This window comes from Sessilibacter sp. MAH1, from assembly GCF_054658315.1.
Map to the genome: position 1 here is coordinate 12,719 of NZ_BAAGIC010000004.1, position 18,020 is coordinate 30,738.

Here is an 18,020-nt window from a genome sequence, read left to right on the forward strand (position 1 = left end):
AGGACAGCGTTTATCGAAGAAGATTGTATTAGGGAATAATAATGATTTATTTTACTAGGGCTGTAACATTATTTGTATTATTAGCGGCTTGGCTTGCGCTCAGTGTCTATGGTGGTGTAAGTGGATGGTGGTTATCTGCAATTGCGCCTAAAAATAATACCGAGTTATTTATTACCGCCATTGATGAGAAAATTAAATCTCAAAATCAAGGAAACACCGCGTTCATATTGATCGAAGATGGCAAGATCGCTACCGAAAAATACTATTCGAATAACGATAAAATTAATGGTGATACCCTATTCCCATTAGCATCCATGAGTAAATTATTTGCAGCCTACGGCGTAATGCAATTGGTTGAAGACGGCAAAATAAATCTCGATGAACCTATTGAGAATTATTTAACGCGCTGGCATCTGCCTGAGAGTGAATTCGATAATAATTTGGTGACAACACGTCTGTTGCTTTCACACACAGCAGGTTTAACCGATGGTTTAGGTTTTGGCGATTATACAGCAGAAGAATCTTTACCCTCTATCGAAGAGTCTTTACAACACCCTCGCGCCTCTGCTGATGAAAATAAAGTTATAGCAATAGGAATACCTCCGGCGACCCAGTGGCAATATTCCGGTGGTGGTTATTTAATTCTGGAATTATTAATTGAAGAGGTAACGGGAAAACCCTTTGCTGACTGGATGCAAACATCGGTTTTTAATCCCCTCGACTTGGATCGATCAACCTATAACTATTTGGGAGATTTAACCAATACAGCCAATATTTACAACGAAAACAGCGAAAAAATTCTCTTCTTTCAATATGCTTCAAATGCAGCAACAGGATTATCGTCAAGCCCAAACGATCTAGCGAAATTTATCGCAGCATTTTTGGATCAAGACGCAAACATCAACAAACCAATGAGCGACGAATACCACAAGCTCATGCGTGAACCCACTGGCTACGTATTAGGTGCTCCCATATGGGGATTGGGGGCAATGCTGTATGCGCCAACGAACAATAATGATTTTGTGTTTGGTCACGACGGCGCTAACAGTCCCGCTATTAACACCGCATTGCGGATCGAACCTAACGGCAAAGACGCAATCATCGTTCTTGCCAGCGGCAACGCTCAGCTCGCCAGTACCGTAGGTTATGAGTGGACGCTATGGAAAACCGGTTATCCTGATTTTCTCGCCTTCGACGGTGCTGTAAAAAGCGCGTTGGTGCCCGCAAGTATAGGCTGTTTAATCATTGTTATTCTTTTCATCGTCTTCTTAAAAAGCCGAAGCCGACGTAATAAGATATAAGCTGGTTTATAGAAAGCCCTGATTGAACCGGAGATATCACAGGCACAAGGATGTGTCGTCGATTTTTATCACTGCGTATGATTGGAATCGAAAGTGAGCGCCACTTTATGCGCTGAGCTAATATCAAATTATCTTTTACTGTATTTTTGTATAAGAGTACCAATCCGCTCAAAAGTGACTATCTTGTGAGGATTTAGCCGAAGTACTTATCCAATAATCTTAGGAAAGTCTTTTCAGGTGAGTTTCATTATGAAAATAGTTACCGGATGCGCCCTAACACTTGTTTCTTGTTTCGCCTTTGCGGAACAAAAGCTATCAACACTAACCGCAGATTTAACCAGCCAAGATAAACCACCGGTCTTGCTAGAGCTATACACCTCAGAAGGCTGTAGCAGCTGCCCAAGAGCCGATCGCTGGTTGCGTAAGCTTGATCAAGCCGAAGGCTTGTGGACCGAATACGTTCCTATGGCATTCCACGTAGACTACTGGAATTATTTGGGTTGGAAAGATCGTTTCTCGTCACAACGATATTCAGATCGTCAGCGCAAATACCAAAACGACGGCCAAATTAACTCCGTCTACACGCCTGGGTTTATCGTTTCTGGGCAAGAATGGCGCAGCTGGTTCAGCAATCCCTCATTGGAATACGTACTAGACAAAGTACAAACCCCAGAAAATAAAGCCGTATTACAGCTGAACGTTGAGAATGGACGTTACCAAATCAGTTATTCCGGTGAACTAAGTGACATCGGCGACGTTAATTTTGCACTGCTTGGTATGGGCATTAAGACTTCCGTAAAACGTGGTGAAAATCATGGCCGCAACCTTGAACACGACTTTGTGGTGCTCGATTGGCAAAAGCTGGATAAAAACCGCGATAACTGGACTGGCCAAATTGACAGTCAGTACGATCACGAGGTGGAAGGCTACGCTGTGGTTGCTTGGGTTGAAAACGCCGCTATCAATACGCCCAAACAAGTCGTTGCTGGCTACCTAAGTCGTTCAGAGGAATCTTAACACCGTTTTTATTACCCGCTTTTTTTAGACAAAAAGTGGGTAATAACCCCAAAGAAAACTTTTTTACATTTTTGTATTATTTAAGGAACCTCTGATTAACTCATCCATGATTTAATCAGAGGACAGAAATTGAAAATACGATTTCCAATTTCTTCACAATTTCAATCACTTACCGTTCTTGAAATTGGCGACACATCCTTGTGTCGAGGGAAACTCTAGGTTAATCAGAGTTTCCTTAAAAATAAAAATTTTTTACCTTATAAATATCAGAGTTCTTACATGTTTTTCGTCTAAATTCTCCGATATTTTTAAAAATAACAACTCAATATTCACTTTCACGTCACCTAATTTTCTTTAAATAACTTACGTCCTTGGTTACCCGCCAACGACGATTATCTTCCGGTGTATTCAGCCAATTTTCGTCACAGTTTAATGGCTATACTTTATCGTACAGGAAAGTGACATTTTATTTGACCAATGAAAGTTAATCGGTTAACGTGATTTGTATTAATAGCTTGGACGCTGGAGGGTTCACTATGAGCACAGATATCGCTAGTACTAAAGAAAGCATTGTACGAGATCACATCCGTCTGACCTCTCACACAATCGATTTGCCGAGTATTCCGCCCATTAATTGGGGCGCGGCTACTCCTCAAGAACGTGGCCCGGTAGTGGGTACCGTAACCGAGCGTGCGCACCGAAATTGTATTGGTAGCCATAGCGGTAGTTACACCATCTACCGAGCTTTATCCATTGCATCGGGTAAGTTTCCTAAGGCGCACAAGCCAGACTTAAACAATACCCAACCCACCGATACAATTTCTCCACAACCATCGTGGAGTATGCCCGATAAGATCATTTCTCTTGATCCTTGGGGCGCAAACATTGTTGAAGACTTTGGTGATTATTTAGAGAGTGGTTACAACATTCAACCAACCATCGCCGTTACCAAAGCACATTTACAGCTTCCTGAAATTAAAGAAGCCATTCGCGAAAAACGCCTAGAAGCTGACGGAAAATTTGTAACCGCTTCTGGTGATGTACGCGTTACTAAAATTGCTATTGATCCCGTTTGGCATTTACCCAGTATCGCTAAGCGATTTGGTTTAACCGAAGCGGCTCTGCGTAAAATTCTTTTCCGCGAAACCGGCGGCATGTTCCCAGAGCTTGTCACGCGATCAGATTTAAAAATCTTACTGCCACCCATTGGTAGCACTACCGCCTATGTATTCGGAAATGTTTCTGATCTTTCAAATCCAGAAGTAGAACTTACCTGTCGTGTACACGACGAGTGTAATGGTTCCGATGTATTTGGGTCAGATATTTGCACATGTCGCCCTTATCTTACTTACGGTATCGAAGACGCTGTTCGTACGGCTCAACGTGGTGGTGTTGGCTTAATTGTTTATTTCCGAAAAGAAGGCCGTGCATTAGGTGAAGTCACTAAATTCTTGGTGTACAACGCGCGTAAACGTCAAAAAGGCGGCGATAGCGCAGCAACTTATTTTGAACGTACTGAATGTGTTGCGGGTGTTCAAGATGCACGCTTCCAAGAATTAATGCCGGATGTATTGCACTTTTTTGGTATCACCAAAATTCACAACTTGCATTCAATGAGCAATATGAAACACGATGCCATTGTAAATAGCGGTATTGAAGTTATAAATCGCCTGAGTATTCCTGACGATTTAATTCCGCCAGATGCGCAAGTTGAGATTGAAGCTAAAAAAGCTGCTGGATATTTTTCTGTTGCCGGTGCCAAACAAGGTGAGCAACTCGAAAAAGTTAAAGGTCGAGATCTGGATTAATCAATCGCTATGTCTGTAGATGCCAAAACTCTAGAAACTCTGTTTCTACCCAAAACAATTCGTGCTCAAGCGCAGCGTATTTATAACGCTGCATTAGCGGGCGCGACCCACTTTGACATTCATGAAGACAAACTAGAGGCAACGGCTGATTACGTTTTAGAGATTATCAAACAAAATTATCCGAGCTTAGAAGTGCCCTACCACTCTCGCTGGCGGCACTATGAAGTTGGTAACCGTTTTCAACTGAACAGCTATTTCGCAACCACAGAGAGCTTTTTCCCTATCGAAAAAGCCAAAACCGGTTTGGATTTAATTATTCCATCGGTATTGGTTGACGCAGGCGCCGGTGAGCATTGGAAGTACAAATCTGCAAACACGGTAACCATTGGTCGCTCAGAAGGTTTGGGTTTAGCCAGTATGGATGCCTTTTTGGCCGGTGCATTTTCAGATCCGTCGCCACAAACCGGTCGTCCAAATACCTGTGCTGCGGGCTTAAAAGCCTTAAGCAGCACGGCATTTAAAGAGTTCTTTCAAGTTAGCGACGAAAATCCTCTGGCGGGTGTTGAGGGTCGTTTAACGCTGCTTTGGAATCTCGCCGAAACACTCGAAAGCAAGCCTGAATTTTTCCCCAATCAACGCCCCGGCGATTTAGTTGATTATCTGCTAAATACCTACGATGACGAAATTCATGCTGTGGATGTTTTGACAACTGTTTTACAAGCCTTGGGAGACCTTTGGCCCGGCAGACTCACCCTTAATGATAGAAATCTTGGCGACACTTGGGCTTATCAGCCGTTTGGCGAAGGTTTTGATGCGCTAGTTCCGTTTCATAAGCTCTCGCAGTGGATCACCTATTCTGTTATTGAAACGCTGGAAATGTCTGAAATTACCGTGACACACGTCGAGCAATTGACTGGTTTGGCGGAATATCGCAATGGCGGCTTAATGCTTGATAGTGGTTTAATCCGTTTAAGAAATCCTGCCTTAGCAGAAAACATGTGGTTACCGGCCAGCGAAATTATTATTGAATGGCGAGCATTAACCATTCACCTGCTTGATAAACTGGCGGCTCTTATTTGCCAAAAACTCGGAAAAACAGAAGAAGAATTCCCACTGGCAAAAGTGCTTGAAGGTGGTACTTGGGCGGCCGGTCGCGCTCTTGCAAAATTAAGAGACGCTAATATGAATCCGCCGCTTAACATCGTCAGTGACGGAACCGTTTTTTAACGTCTGTTTAAATCGACATTACTTTATTCGACAGAGAAATTTCATGCCTTTAACGCTTTTAGATCACCCAATCGCTCAGCATAAACTGGGCATTTTACGCTCTAGCGAAACAACCCCAGAACAATTTCGCAGCCTAATGTCGGAATTGGGTTTGATGTTATTTGTAGAGTCTACTAAAAACCTAGGCACTCGACCTGCAACGGTAAATGCACCTTTTGGCGAGGCTGAAGTCCGCTTAGCGGCAGAAAAGATCGCCTTAATTCCTATTCTTAGAACCGGCTTGGGCATGATTGAAGGTATTCAAAATTATTGGCCAGATGCCTCTGTGGGACACATCGGAATTTATCGCGATAAATTCCTCAACAACACGGTTGAATATTATTTCAAAACCCCTAAGAATTTGTCCGAATCAATCACCTATATTTTTGATCCAATTATTGCGACCGGTGATACCGCCATCGCGAGTATTGAGCGTCTAAAAGAAAGTGGTGCTAAACGTATTCGGTTCGTCTCAATACTGGCTTCCCAAGAAGGCATTAAAGCGATAGAAGATAACTATCCTGATGTAGAAATATTTACTCTTTCTGACATCGATGTCGTAACTGAGCAAGGTTATGTTGCGCCGGGAATTGGTGATGTGGGTTCACGTTATTACAATACACAATAGTGTAAACGTACTATACTACGCGACCTTTTTATTTAACGACTAACTCTTGTAGCTCAGTTTAATGTTATCAGCAGTGAATAACCCAGAACCTAGAATTCCTTTGACTAAGAACTCGCATATTATCGCCGTAGCCGGTGGCAGTTGCTCAGGTAAAACAACCATGGCTCGGCTGGTAGCTGAACATCTTGGTCCCGAGAACTGTGCCATTATGTATCAAGATTCCTATTATTTAGGACTCGAAACCATTACTAATTATGATCTACCTGAGGCCATTGATTTTAAATTAATGGCCGAACATTTAGATCAGCTGAGAAATGGGCTACCCATTGAAATGCCTTGTTATGACTTTACAACGCACCGCCGTAAAGTTGAAACACAGACATTATTACCAAAGCCAATAATTCTGGTTGATGGGATTTTAATTCTACACGCGCAACAACTTCAGAAAAGTTTTGACTACAAAATTTTTGTTGAATGTAATGAGCATGAACGCCGACAACGACGTTTAATTCGCGACATTCAAGAACGTGGTCGCACCGAAGAAGAAACACTGCGCCAATTCAACGAGCAAGTTGTGCCTTTACATAATGAACTTGTTGAGCCATCAAAACATTGCGCCGATTTTATTTGCATCGCAGAGAACGATACTCCGCCGGCACAATTAGCTACTGATCTACTCGATTACTGCAAAAAAATAATTGTTTAGTGAGTTCACTTTAAAAGCACTGATTAATCGCTTGGTGAATTAATCGGTGCTTTTAAACCATAAAACCTGCCAACTCTATCCGCTTCAAACACATCAAAATCCCTTGCTAGAAAATTTTCACTTCTCTTCTGTCACTTTAAAAATTCTATCGCGCTATTTCTTTCCTACAAACTTCTTAAAACCCACAGCCGTATTGATCTAAAAATCTGACTTTATTTCGTCGATCTTACTAAATATTTCGGCTTTAAAATAAAGAATGGATCTATAGGAACCTCTGATTAACTCATCCATGATTTAATCAGAGGACAGAAATTGAAAATGCGATTTCCAATTTCTTCACAATTTCAATCACTTACCGTTCTTGAAATTGGCGACACATCCTTGTGTCGCTAGAAACTCTAGATTCATCAGAGTTTCCTATAAGTACTTACTCATAAATATTTGTAGAAAATTCTGATGAATCTGGAGCTTGCAGCAACACAAAAATGTATTGTCAGTTTTAAGAATTGGAAATACTAGAAAATATGGACAAATTGCAACTCGAATTTTGAGTTTTATCTTCCAATTAAATCACGGTGGGGCTTGTCAAAGATTTCTGTAGAGTATTCGCACTCAAAAAAACAAGAAAATAAATTAAAGTAACAAATTGGCAGGAAAATAAAATGCTGAATCTAATATTGGGGAAGCCTCTCACAACAGAGCAGTGAGAGACCCATAGAACGTTAAGATGTTAGTGTTTAAATTGAATTAAACTATCACGCTCTAGAATTTCGACCGGCAATTTCACGTCTTTTACCGGCTCGTCGGGATTTTCAATGCGCCACAAAAGCGTATCAAATGCCGCCTCACCAATTTTACGAATAGGTAAATTGATGGTTGTTAAAGCGGGTGTAACCAAATTGCTCCAATCAATGGCATCAAAACCAATAACCGAAACATCGTTAGGAACAGCGACTCCGTTTTCGTGATATAACCTTAATAAACCAATGGCTAAGGTATCGTTCGCGGCGATTACACAACTAACGGGATTATTCAGAATAGTATCGGCACAATCTTTTGGAATATTAATACCGTATTCCGTGGACACTTCCCAAGCAATTTCAATATCGTTACCGAGGGTACCTAATAGGCCTTTCTTTCTTAATCTCGCCGCAGTAGAACGATCTGGACCCGATAAAATACCAATGCGTTTATGGCCTTTTTCAATGGCTAACTGCGCCTGAAGACGCCCGCCAAGTTCGGAATCGGCGTAGACATTATCAAAACCCACAATGGGCCGCTCCGTGGTTACCACAGGGCAAGTAAGGTTTTGGTCTTCAACGGAATTATCGTGTAACGGACACCAAATTAAGCCTTCAATGGCGTATTCAAGCAACCGGCCAATGCCAATGCGCTCTTCTTCGGCGGAATTTCTGGCATCCACCAAAAATACCGAATAGCCCTTTTTACTGGCAGTATCTACAACCGCTTGAGCCATTTCGGGAAAGAAAGGGTTACATAAATCTGGGAGAACTAAACCTACGGTGTAGGTCTTTCCGGTACGAGTTGCTTTCGCTAATCGATTCTCTTGATAGCCCATCTCCTTGGCTAATTGCTGAATCTTCTCTTTCATTTCGGCAGAAACCGAACCTGTGCCATTTAAAACATAAGAAACAGTTGCCTTAGAAACACCGGCGCGTGTTGCAATATCTTGAGTTGTGATCCGTTTTTTACGCATATCGATAATAGCCGTTTTTTGAATTCAGTCGCTTTTGAGCAGGTTTTAATCAGCCACATCCGTGAAACCTCGATCTACGTAAACAACTGAGATTCACTGAATATTCGTAATTTACACTAAAAATATTCTTAAAAAAATAATGGAAGATGTAATTTTTATAAGTTTAGTCGTTAAAGAACAGCTTTTTAATATTTGAAATAACAAATTGACATAGACCTTTAATCTGGAAATATCTGAAATTGTTACTCAAATAACCTTTCTAAATTAAAAACAATCTGACTCAAAGGACAAGAATTCGTGCCTAAGCTTTGTGAAACACTTAAAAATTCTCACCTATTCTGAGCACTTATTGAAGCATGCTACGTCAATGAAAATCGTGTAAGAAAATGATTTACCCAAGGTTAAAAAAATACTTGGCAAACTTAATGAGATAACAGAAATTGAAAATACGATTTCCAATTTCTTCAATATTTCAATCTCTTACCATTCCTGAAATAAGTGATATATCCATATATCGCTATAAAATTTCGGTTAATCAGAGTTTTTTAAATTATTTAGCAACAGAAAATTTGGAAATTTTAGTTTTCAGATCTTTTATGGCGTGCGCATTACCGGCATAAACAGCGGCTTCAAATAAATTTGAAATTTGTAAAATTTCGTCTTTTTTCTCAGGGAATTGCTCGCAAACTCTGCGTGTAAAAGCGCGATTATCTTCACCGGGTTTGCGCTCTACACCAAACTTTTTAAATTTACGGGCAAATCGATGGTATTCCCTAAGACCTGGCGCTAAAGGTCTTGGTCGACCACGCCACCAATAAACAAGTGTTAACAAAGCGACGAAACCAGCAAGACCGATGACCAACGATAAACCCGCTGCCCAAGATTTATTGCTGCCAAATAATTTACTAATTAAGCCTTCTTGTTTGTCTTGATTGTAGTTTAGAACCCATTTTTGCCAATTATAATTCCACACATCCAATTGACGGCGCAGTTCGTTTAAAATACCAATATGTTTATACGCTTCTATAGACAGCGGATTATTAACGGCTCGTTGAAATACGGCGTCCATTCCTGACTCGATACGACTTGGAGCAACTGCGGAAGTGGGGTCAACTCGCTTCCAGCCTTCACCGGCTATCCAAACTTCAGCCCAGGCATGAGCATCGGATTGGCTCACCTGAATAAAGTCTTGAATGCGTTCACCGCCTTGGTAGCCGGTCACAACTCTTGAAGGAATGCCCGCGGCGCGCATAAAAAAAACAAAGCTACTGGCGAAGTGTTCGCAAAAACCACGCTTAGTTTGAAATAAAAATTCATCAACGGTATTTCTACCCAAAGCAGGAGGTTCTAAGGTGTAGGTAAAGTCACGGGTTATGTGATTTAAAAATCGATTCACAATTTGCCAGTCATCCGTCGCTTCTCGACGCCATTGCTGCGCTAACTCTCGGGTTCGAGGATTAAAATCCTCCGGCAATTGCAGTTCGAGTTGACGAAGCCATGCGGGCAATTCAACGGCCAAATCGTATTGCAGGTTAGATTCAACCGTGTAGCGATAACGCTGATTAACAGCGCCTTTTTTAATCCACGTAAAAGTACGCGTCAGACCAGTCTCTTCTTGGGAAATATTGGCTAACGGCAGACTAAAAAGCCACGGTTGATTGGTTGGTTCGAGAATGACTTCGTATTTTATGGTTTCTGATTTGGGCTCAGCCCAACTGTACCAAGGTTGATGTTCTTGCGCGCCCTGCTCTACCCAATCGACTAATTCTGCACCGGGATAGGTTCCCCAGCGACTTGGAACCCAGGCACGGCCGTCGAAATGGGAAAACACCAAACCACGCCAATAAAGATCTCGATTCGCAGGAACATCGCCGTCAAAGGTTGCGGTGAATGCCCGGCCACCACTTTTCGAAAGCTTGCTAAAATCGCCCGGCGACATTGAATTGCTTACACCGGTAGTGGCATTATCTTTAGGTAAGGGTACTGCCCACAAAGAACCAATGCGTGGGAATAATAAAAATAAAATCAACATCACAGGAATGCTTTGCAAGACTATTTTTCCGGCCATAGGAAACGCTTGCGCCATGCTGTTTAAACGTTTGTCTTGATACAATGAAATCTGCGCGGCTAGCAACAAAATTAAACAGAACAAACCGTAGAGAAAATCGAATACCGTCTGTGAAAATAAAAATTGAATTGATGTCGTAAAATAACCTAAAAATATAACCGTAATGACATCGCGTTTTTTATGCATTTCCAATAACTTGAGCATTACCGAAACCATCAGTAACGCCACCATTGGATCTAAGCCATAAAAAGTACCGTATTGATAAAACAGCGCTACGGTAAAACCTACCGCCAAAACCGCTTTAATCCAGCGGTTTGGGAAAATCCAAGCGCCCCGGTACAGCTGAATTCGCCAAACTAAAACAGCCACCAAACCAATCATTTCCCATACGGGTAAACGCAGTGAATGCGGAATCACTACAGCAACCAATGACAATAATAACCACGCCATGCAGTTTCTGGGTATATGTTCGATTTTGGCCATGTAAATTAACTTAATCTTTAAACGTGTTTTAACTAAAGGAATCTCTGATTAACTTATTCATGATTTAATCAGAGGGCAGAAATTGAAAATGAGATTTCCAATTTCTTCACAATTTCAATCCCTTACCGTTCTTGAAATTGGCGACACATCTTGGTGTCGCAAGAAACTCTAGGTCAATCAGAGCTTTCTAAATTAAAAAATCCGGCTGAGAGTTCAATCTAAAAAATCGGCTCTCAATAAGCCAGTTGTATCGCTAGTGTTTTTTAAGGCTGTTCTGTAAAGCTTCGGCCTCGAATAACGCTAAATGCTTTAAGACGGTATTTAAATGCTGTTGACCACGATCGGGAGATAATTCTACGCCTGGTAATCGCAACCCATAATCGGCGTTATTTTTCTCGGCATCCACGGCTAAGTAGGTTAAACGAGACAGGCGATTTTCTCTGTCGAGTCCGACTAATAAATCCCAATCGAGCCATAATCGTGAATCAACAAAAGCACTGTAATTTTTGGTGAGCATACCTTGGCCACGAGCGTATTGTTTCCAGGCGACGTGTTTTAATGAGTCACCCTGTCGAAATTCGCGCAAGCTGTTAAAGTCTTCACCGCCATGAATGCTGTGCAGTTTACCTTCGTTTTTATTGGTAATAGCTTGTGGCATAGGGCCGCTGGCCAGTGGTTTTGGATAGGTTAAAATATTTACGTTTAAATCAACCAGGCTCCAGCATCGCCAAAGACCCAGCGGATGGCGAGATTCAATGACTAGCCTAGGCGGTTTAAACCAACCGCGGTATTCCGTCGGAATATACACGGTAATTCTTTTTTCGGTATCTTTAATAAAGTCTTCAACAACCACACTGCCCTTCGGCCAACTAAATTGCACGCTGTAGCGATCGACTCGTCCGGGATTAAACAGAAAATTAACTTCGGAAGATTCTCCGCAAAATACCGGTGTGGCACTTAAAAAGCGAATTTCACTTTGATGAAGATTTTTAAAGGTGTGCAATATACACACGTGAAATATCGCTAATAAAAAATACGAAAAAGCTAATGCCAAATTATTTTCGTAATTGGTACCGGCCAACCACACCAAACCGGTAGACAATAAATATCCCCAACCGGCCACGGTTGGTAATATAAAAAGTTTACGCTGTGTAAGTTGATGAGATAATTGCGCGGGAATATTACGTTCAAGAAGTCGCTCAAATTGCGCGCGAAAGTATCTGCGCGGGTTAAGCGAAAACGTCGACATTTTCTAGTACTCGCTCAACCAACGCGTAACCGCTCTGTCCCGAATAGTCCGCCGCATCACGCACTCTGTGTCCCACAACCGATGGCAGAAGGATTTGTAAATCTTCAGGCACAATATGACTACGCCCGTGCATTAAAGCCCAAGTGCGAGCACAGCGCATTAACGATAAAGCGCCACGGGTTGAGAGCCCGTAGGAAAACTCCGACGAGGAGCGCGTATAAGCAATTAAACGTTGAATATAGTCGAGCAAACTCGGTGACGCTTGCACCTTAGTAGCTGCGGCGTAAATCTTGTCGAGCTTATCGACGGTCATTAAACATTTTAAATCTTTGATTTTGGTTCTGGGATCTTCGCCGGCTAATAACGCCCGCTCTACGGTCGCGTCGGGATAACCCAAACTGATACGCATTAAAAAGCGATCAAGCTGTGATTCTGGCAGAGGAAAGGTGCCATCTTGGGAGCTGGGGTTTTGTGTGGCAATAACAAAAAACGGATGTGGTAATTTTTTCGCTTCGCCATCTACCGTAATTTGCCCTTCTTCCATGGCTTCAAGCAAAGCACTTTGGGTTTTCGGTGATGTTCGGTTAATTTCGTCGGCTAATAACAGTTGTGTAAATACTGGGCCCGGATGAAATTCGAATTGTGCGGTGCTTTGGTCAAAAATTGAAATACCGGTGATATCAGACGGTAACAAATCACTGGTGAATTGCACACGAGCGTATTCAAGTCCCAAAACCTTTGCCAAGGTCTGCGCCAAGGTGGTTTTACCCATACCCGGCTGATCTTCAATTAACAAGTGACCTTTACTGAATAAGCAAGCCAACGCCATTTTTATTTGATGTTCTTTACCATGAACAATCTTACTGATCTCTGCTACCAGTGAATTAACTAATGCTTCCATGAATACCTAATCGTTTGCAGTGAAATCTGAGCGTAAGGATTATCGGCCAGAGGCCTCTGCTCGCCAAACCCAAAGTTTGACAGCTTTTACAATCTTAGTTGCCATTAAGCCGAGAAAGACGTCGTTGAACAAGGAAAAGAGAATGAACTCGTGAGATTTGCGACGAGTTTTGGCTTTTTATTCCACGAATGTTGTGTCTAGAAAATATTTCTTAACCGAAGAACTAACCAAGCCAGTTATAATCGTCATACACTTAAACTCAAGAGGTATAAACTTTGTACAGCGGTAAAATTCCTCCCGTCGCTTGGGCTTATATAGCATTGATCATCGTCTCGATATTACTGCCTATTGCTGTGGGCGTGATGATCACCAAGCTCTATCGAGTATTCCGACCAATTCAGAAAAATCAATTGCAGGGATTAGCCGCCGTTGGTCATAGCGAGCGCGATGGATTTTTTAAGATGGTTTTTATTGGCTGGTTGATCTGCTTGCCAATTTACATTGTGGTTTATCAGGCTTTTGCGAGTTAACGGCGAACGCTGAAAAATAAAGAGAAGAGAGAAGAAGCGAAGTTGCGCCTTATAGACTGCTCTAGAAGGCGCAAATCTGAGACCGAGATCTAACGATTAACCATTCAGCGCTGCTACGCCGCGCTCTAGATCTGCAATTAAATCTTCAATGCTTTCGAGTCCTACCGAAATTCGAATCAAACTTTCTGTGATCCCGGCAGTACGCTTATCATCATCGCTTAAACGACCGTGAGTGGTTGTCGCAGGATGAACGATGGTAGTTTTGGCATCGCCTAAATTCGCCGTCAAAGACATAATTTTGGTGGCATCGATAAATTTCCACGCTTGCTCACGACCACCAACAACACGGAACGATAAAACACCGCCAAAGGCTCGTTGTTGCTTGGCAGCCAGCTCATGGCCCGGATGAGATGCTAGACCCGCATAGAATACTTTTTCGATAACCGGATTGGCTTCAGTGGTTTTTGCGTGCAGCCAGTTCGCCAGCGTTAAAGCATTCGCGCTGTGTGCATCCATTCGCAAGCGAAGAGTCTCTAATCCTTTTAAAAAAACCCAAGCGTTGAAGGGGCTCATGGTTGGCCCACAGCTGCGCACAAATGCCAAAGCTTCGTCCATATCGGCGACATTACCCACAATCGCGCCACCCACACAACGGCCTTGACCGTCTAAATATTTGGTCGCCGAATGTACGACGATATCAGCACCTAAACTTAATGGTCGCTGCAACGCCGGCGTACAAAAACAGTTATCAACCACCAGCTTGCAACCGCCTTTGTGGGCGATTTCAGCCAACCGAGCGATATCCACAACATCACATAAAGGATTCGATGGTGTTTCGATAAACATCAAACGAGTTTGATCGGTAAGTGCCTGCTGCCACTGATCGTAATCTAGAGGATTCACAAAGGTTGTGCTAACACCCATTTTGCCCATGTATTTGTTGAACAAAACCGACGTGGTGCCAAACACACTGCGTGAACAAATCACGTGATCGCCAGATTTCAAAAGCGCCATGCACAGAGTAAGAATCGCCCCCATACCCGACGACGTCGCAACTGCGGCCTCGCCACCTTCAAGCGCCGCGATGCGTTCTTGAAACACACGTACGGTTGGGTTGGTGTAACGCGAATAGACATTACCCGGCTCTTCACCGGAGAAACGGTTTGCCGCCGCCTGAGCGGATTCAAACACGTAGCTGGATGTGGTAAAAATTGGCTCGCTGTGCTCACCTTCTTGGGTGCGACGAATTCCCGCGCGAACCGCAAGGGTGTCTATACCAGCGTCACGTAGAAAGTGTTCATCGTCAAAAATATCGTCAATCATTTGAATAAAATCACTTGGTCATTCGATGTTCAAAACCAGTCTTCAGCGCAGTAATTGCGAGAACCGGTCCGATGGTAAACGCACTCAGAACCGCTCAAAATTCTGTTACATAGACGAGTCGCTGCTTTCGTTATGAATGCCAATCAGCGCGTCTTCTTGACTGGACTGTAAGTTTTTATTCGACATGGCCGAATCATTACGGGCTGCGGCCAACTTGTCGAGATAATCTTGGTCAACGTCATCGGTAATATATTCACCCGTAAATACTGCCGATTCGAACTCTTCAATATTCGGATTACCGTCATGAGAAGCGGCAACAAGATCATCAATATCTTGATAAATCAACCAATCAGCACCAATCTCTTTACGCACATCTTCTTCCGATCGGCCATGGGCAATCAGCTCAGTGGCACTCGGCATATCAATACCGTAGACGTTTGGAAACTTCACCGCAGGTGATGCGGAAGCAAAATACACTTTTGCCGCGCCCGCTTCACGAGCCATTTGGATAATTTGTTGGCAGGTGGTGCCTCGCACAATGGAGTCATCCACCAACAACACGTTTTTACCTTTAAACTCTAGATCGATGGCATTGAGCTTTTGACGTACCGATTTTTTGCGTTGTTGTTGGCCGGGCATAATGAAGGTACGACCAATGTAGCGATTTTTCACCAAACCTTCGCGGAATTTAACGCCCAGATTTTGAGCAACCATCTGGCCCGCTACTCGGCTAGAATCGGGAATCGGAATCACCACGTGAATATCGTGATCGGGGCGCTCGCGAACTATTTTCGCGGCTAAACGTTCACCTTGGCGCAGGCGTGATTTATAAACAGAAACACCGTCCATTATGGAGTCGGGTCGAGCAAAGTAAACGTGTTCGAAAATACACGGGCGCAAGCGCGGTGCTTCGGCGCATTGCTTGGAATAAAACTCAGCATCTTTGGTGATAAAAATAGCCTCACCGGGAGCGACGTCTCGCAGCAGTTGATAGCCACTGGAGCTAAACGCGCAGCTCTCAGACGCAATCATGAACGATTTGCCTGCCGAGGACTTTCTGTGACCAATAACCAATGGTCGAATACCGTTAGGATCGCGAAAGGCCACAATTCCGTAGTCGGCGATCAACGCAACTACCGCATAACCACCTCGCACCCGTTCGTGAACTCGGCTAATTGCTGTAAAGATGTCATCGGGGCTGGGTTGGAGCTTATTGAGCTTTTGTAATTCGTGGGCAAAAACGTTTAGCAGAACTTCTGAATCAGAATCGGTATTGACGTGGCGTAGATCGGTTTTATAGATGTGTTCTTTCACTTCTTCGGTATTGGTTAGATTACCGTTGTGTGCCAATCCAATACCGTAGGGTGAGTTTACGTAAAACGGTTGCGCAAGCGCGGGCCCGGAGTTACCGGCTGTTGGATAACGGACATGACCGATACCATATTTACCGACCAAACGTTGCATGTGGCTTGAGCGAAACACATCACGAACCAAGCCGTTTGCTTTTTGTTGTGCAATACGGCCATCGTGACAAGTCATGATACCGGCGGCATCTTGACCTCGATGTTGAAGCATAGTCAGCGCATCATACAAATCCAAATTGACATTTGTATGGCCTACAACACCAACAATTCCGCACATAGAACTACCTCTATAAGTTTTACAGCTCAGTCTGAGCTGGTTAGAGCAAATTAAACCAGATCACAGAAAGCGGGTTTTACCCCAAAATCGACGAATATAAACCTTTGATTGCATCCACAATCTCTTTAAACCAGCTTTCCATTTTTAAAAACTGGGGAATCAAAGCCGATTCCTGCCACCAACCGTCTTGGTCGATGGGAATGTAGTCAGGTAGAGTGATAAGGATCGCCAGTATCACAACTACTGCTCTTAATAAGCCAAAGAGTAGTCCTAAAAATCGATCAGTACCGCTCAGTCCGGTAGCATCAACGAGTCCGCTGATTAATAATCTTATGATGCTGCCAACGATAAGCGTGGAGAAGAATAAAATCGCAATCGCTACTATGTCTCGAAGTGATGGCGTTTCAATATGTGGCGATAACACTTCGGCCAGCGGTTGATGAAACAAAACAGCGATTATTAGCGCGGCCGACCAAATGACTAGCGACAAAGCTTCCTTTACGAACCCACGCCAGAGGCTGATCAATCCAGAGATAACCAAGGCTGCAACAATAGCCCAATCGGCCTCATTCATAGCAATTCCAGTGACTTATTTCTCAAACAATACGGGGATTCAAAGTGGCCATACTCAAGAAAGCTCGCGATTCTAACAGAGCGGTCACAAAAATCATCAAAAAGCTGAACTTGCTGCACCGTTATCGGACAAGATTTTCCTCGAATAATGTGCTTGCTTTAGGGTTGATAGCGCATAATTAATGAGTCGATACGATATGCGGCGTCGATTTTTACTTTAATGTCTGAGGCGTCATTGCGATTAATATTGGGACCAACTAGAACGCGGTACACGGTTTTGTTATCGCTTTGAAAAGGTCGAACAAACGCCTTGAAGCCGTCGTCGATAAGCTTTTGGCTGTACTCCTGGGCACGCTCGCTGTTGGAAAAACTACCCACCTGCAAAACCCAGGCTTTTGGCAGGCCATATTCATCGAGTGAGGGGTTTCCGTCGGTTTCGTCAGCAGGTGGTGAAATAGATTGTTTTGGTTCAGAGATTTTTGGCGGCACTGATAGGGTTTCGGAAGAGCTAGTATTAGAGCCAGAGTTTTGCTGAACCGAATTTGGCACGTCTTCCGGTTGTTCTGGGACAGGTTGAAAGAGCTCATCAGGGTTTTCAACCGTGTCGATTCCCAATGGCTTACTTGGCTCTGGAATCGGTTCAAACTCAAATTTCGGAGCAATGGGCACTTGGGTGGTGGTATCAATCTCCGGTTCAACTTCACGAAACAGCAAACTCGGCAAAAAAATCACGGCGACGGCACCAAGCACCGCGGCACCAATAATTCGTTGTTTTACACCACTATCCAACGCTCTTTTCCCTCTTTAAG

The 18,020-nt window shown here is 43.3% G+C and carries 15 protein-coding genes; 7 read left to right on the top strand and 8 right to left on the bottom strand.

Annotation, left to right across the window (positions count from 1 at the left end):
- Nucleotides 1-41: 41 nt before the first annotated feature.
- The 6 genes from ACYQ28_RS05130 (at nucleotide 42) to udk (ending at nucleotide 6,726) form a co-directional block, all read left to right on the top strand.
- The gene (locus ACYQ28_RS05130; RefSeq protein ID WP_460048552.1) at nucleotides 42-1,301 is read left to right on the top strand and encodes a serine hydrolase domain-containing protein; all 1,260 of its coding nucleotides are present in this window, start codon (nucleotides 42-44) and stop codon (nucleotides 1,299-1,301) included.
- Between the two features lie 249 nt (nucleotides 1,302-1,550).
- The gene (locus ACYQ28_RS05135; RefSeq protein WP_460048553.1) at nucleotides 1,551-2,318 is read left to right on the top strand and encodes a DUF1223 domain-containing protein; all 768 of its coding nucleotides are present in this window, start codon (nucleotides 1,551-1,553) and stop codon (nucleotides 2,316-2,318) included.
- Between the two features lie 536 nt (nucleotides 2,319-2,854).
- The gene (locus ACYQ28_RS05140) at nucleotides 2,855-4,126 is read left to right on the top strand and encodes a GTP cyclohydrolase II (RefSeq protein WP_460048554.1); all 1,272 of its coding nucleotides are present in this window, start codon (nucleotides 2,855-2,857) and stop codon (nucleotides 4,124-4,126) included.
- Nucleotides 4,127-4,135: 9 nt separating this feature from the next.
- Complete coding sequence (locus tag ACYQ28_RS05145) at nucleotides 4,136-5,353, top strand: DUF1688 family protein (RefSeq protein WP_460048556.1); 1,218 nt, start codon at nucleotides 4,136-4,138, stop codon at nucleotides 5,351-5,353.
- Between the two features lie 43 nt (nucleotides 5,354-5,396).
- Nucleotides 5,397-6,020 (top strand): uracil phosphoribosyltransferase, encoded by a 624-nt coding sequence (upp, locus tag ACYQ28_RS05150; protein WP_460048558.1) that lies wholly within the window; start codon nucleotides 5,397-5,399, stop codon nucleotides 6,018-6,020.
- Nucleotides 6,021-6,120: 100 nt separating this feature from the next.
- Nucleotides 6,121-6,726 carry a uridine kinase gene (udk, locus tag ACYQ28_RS05155; RefSeq protein WP_460048559.1) on the top strand — a complete coding sequence of 202 codons (606 nt, stop codon included), beginning with the start codon at nucleotides 6,121-6,123 and terminating at the stop codon, nucleotides 6,724-6,726.
- A gap of 730 nt (nucleotides 6,727-7,456) precedes the next feature.
- Here the strand turns inward: udk and ACYQ28_RS05160 are convergent.
- The 4 genes from ACYQ28_RS05160 to ACYQ28_RS05175 all read right to left on the bottom strand — a co-directional run bounded on the left by ACYQ28_RS05160 (nucleotide 7,457) and on the right by ACYQ28_RS05175 (nucleotide 13,144).
- Nucleotides 7,457-8,443 carry a LacI family DNA-binding transcriptional regulator gene (locus ACYQ28_RS05160; RefSeq protein WP_460048560.1) on the bottom strand — a complete coding sequence of 329 codons (987 nt, stop codon included), beginning with the start codon at nucleotides 8,441-8,443 and terminating at the stop codon, nucleotides 7,457-7,459.
- Between the two features lie 550 nt (nucleotides 8,444-8,993).
- Nucleotides 8,994-10,994 (bottom strand): transglutaminase TgpA family protein, encoded by a 2,001-nt coding sequence (locus ACYQ28_RS05165; RefSeq protein WP_460048561.1) that lies wholly within the window; start codon nucleotides 10,992-10,994, stop codon nucleotides 8,994-8,996.
- 253 nt (nucleotides 10,995-11,247) lie between these two features.
- The gene (locus ACYQ28_RS05170) at nucleotides 11,248-12,243 is read right to left on the bottom strand and encodes a DUF58 domain-containing protein (protein WP_460048563.1); all 996 of its coding nucleotides are present in this window, start codon (nucleotides 12,241-12,243) and stop codon (nucleotides 11,248-11,250) included.
- Nucleotides 12,224-13,144, bottom strand: coding sequence for an AAA family ATPase (locus ACYQ28_RS05175; protein ID WP_460048564.1), 921 nt, complete (start codon nucleotides 13,142-13,144; stop codon nucleotides 12,224-12,226). The genes ACYQ28_RS05170 and ACYQ28_RS05175 overlap by 20 nt, the downstream gene beginning before the upstream one ends.
- 275 nt (nucleotides 13,145-13,419) lie before the next feature.
- On the opposite strand from ACYQ28_RS05175, the gene ACYQ28_RS05180 reads away from it, so the two are divergent.
- The gene (locus tag ACYQ28_RS05180) at nucleotides 13,420-13,674 is read left to right on the top strand and encodes a hypothetical protein (RefSeq protein WP_460048565.1); all 255 of its coding nucleotides are present in this window, start codon (nucleotides 13,420-13,422) and stop codon (nucleotides 13,672-13,674) included.
- Nucleotides 13,675-13,770: 96 nt separating this feature from the next.
- On the opposite strand, the gene ACYQ28_RS05185 is transcribed toward ACYQ28_RS05180, so the two are convergent.
- The 4 genes from ACYQ28_RS05185 to ACYQ28_RS05200 form a co-directional block, all read right to left on the bottom strand.
- A complete protein-coding gene (locus tag ACYQ28_RS05185; protein ID WP_460048567.1) occupies nucleotides 13,771-14,997 on the bottom strand; it encodes an O-succinylhomoserine sulfhydrylase in 1,227 nt (408 codons plus the stop codon).
- Between the two features lie 105 nt (nucleotides 14,998-15,102).
- Entirely contained in the window at nucleotides 15,103-16,638 is a 1,536-nt protein-coding gene (gene purF, locus ACYQ28_RS05190) for an amidophosphoribosyltransferase (protein ID WP_460048568.1), read from the bottom strand.
- Nucleotides 16,639-16,714: 76 nt separating this feature from the next.
- Nucleotides 16,715-17,212, bottom strand: a complete 498-nt coding sequence (locus tag ACYQ28_RS05195) for a CvpA family protein (protein ID WP_460048569.1) — start codon at nucleotides 17,210-17,212, stop codon at nucleotides 16,715-16,717.
- Nucleotides 17,213-17,370: 158 nt separating this feature from the next.
- The gene (locus tag ACYQ28_RS05200; protein ID WP_460048571.1) at nucleotides 17,371-18,000 is read right to left on the bottom strand and encodes an SPOR domain-containing protein; all 630 of its coding nucleotides are present in this window, start codon (nucleotides 17,998-18,000) and stop codon (nucleotides 17,371-17,373) included.
- Between the last annotated feature and the right edge of the window lie 20 nt (nucleotides 18,001-18,020).

Bases quoted from the DNA above. Each gene is read 5' to 3' on its own strand.
- ACYQ28_RS05145 (WP_460048556.1), top strand. From the start codon at position 4,136: ATGTCTGTAGATGCCAAAACTCTAGAAACTCTGTTTCTACCCAAAACA.
- ACYQ28_RS05160 (WP_460048560.1), bottom strand. From the start codon at position 8,443: ATGCGTAAAAAACGGATCACAACTCAAGATATTGCAACACGCGCCGGT.
- ACYQ28_RS05165 (WP_460048561.1), bottom strand. From the start codon at position 10,994: ATGGCCAAAATCGAACATATACCCAGAAACTGCATGGCGTGGTTATTA.
- ACYQ28_RS05170 (WP_460048563.1), bottom strand. From the start codon at position 12,243: ATGTCGACGTTTTCGCTTAACCCGCGCAGATACTTTCGCGCGCAATTT.
- ACYQ28_RS05140 (WP_460048554.1), top strand. From the start codon at position 2,855: ATGAGCACAGATATCGCTAGTACTAAAGAAAGCATTGTACGAGATCAC.
- ACYQ28_RS05135 (WP_460048553.1), top strand. From the start codon at position 1,551: ATGAAAATAGTTACCGGATGCGCCCTAACACTTGTTTCTTGTTTCGCC.
- purF (WP_460048568.1), bottom strand. From the start codon at position 16,638: ATGTGCGGAATTGTTGGTGTTGTAGGCCATACAAATGTCAATTTGGAT.
- ACYQ28_RS05175 (WP_460048564.1), bottom strand. From the start codon at position 13,144: ATGGAAGCATTAGTTAATTCACTGGTAGCAGAGATCAGTAAGATTGTT.
- upp (WP_460048558.1), top strand. From the start codon at position 5,397: ATGCCTTTAACGCTTTTAGATCACCCAATCGCTCAGCATAAACTGGGC.
- ACYQ28_RS05130 (WP_460048552.1), top strand. From the start codon at position 42: ATGATTTATTTTACTAGGGCTGTAACATTATTTGTATTATTAGCGGCT.
- ACYQ28_RS05195 (WP_460048569.1), bottom strand. From the start codon at position 17,212: ATGAATGAGGCCGATTGGGCTATTGTTGCAGCCTTGGTTATCTCTGGA.
- ACYQ28_RS05185 (WP_460048567.1), bottom strand. From the start codon at position 14,997: ATGATTGACGATATTTTTGACGATGAACACTTTCTACGTGACGCTGGT.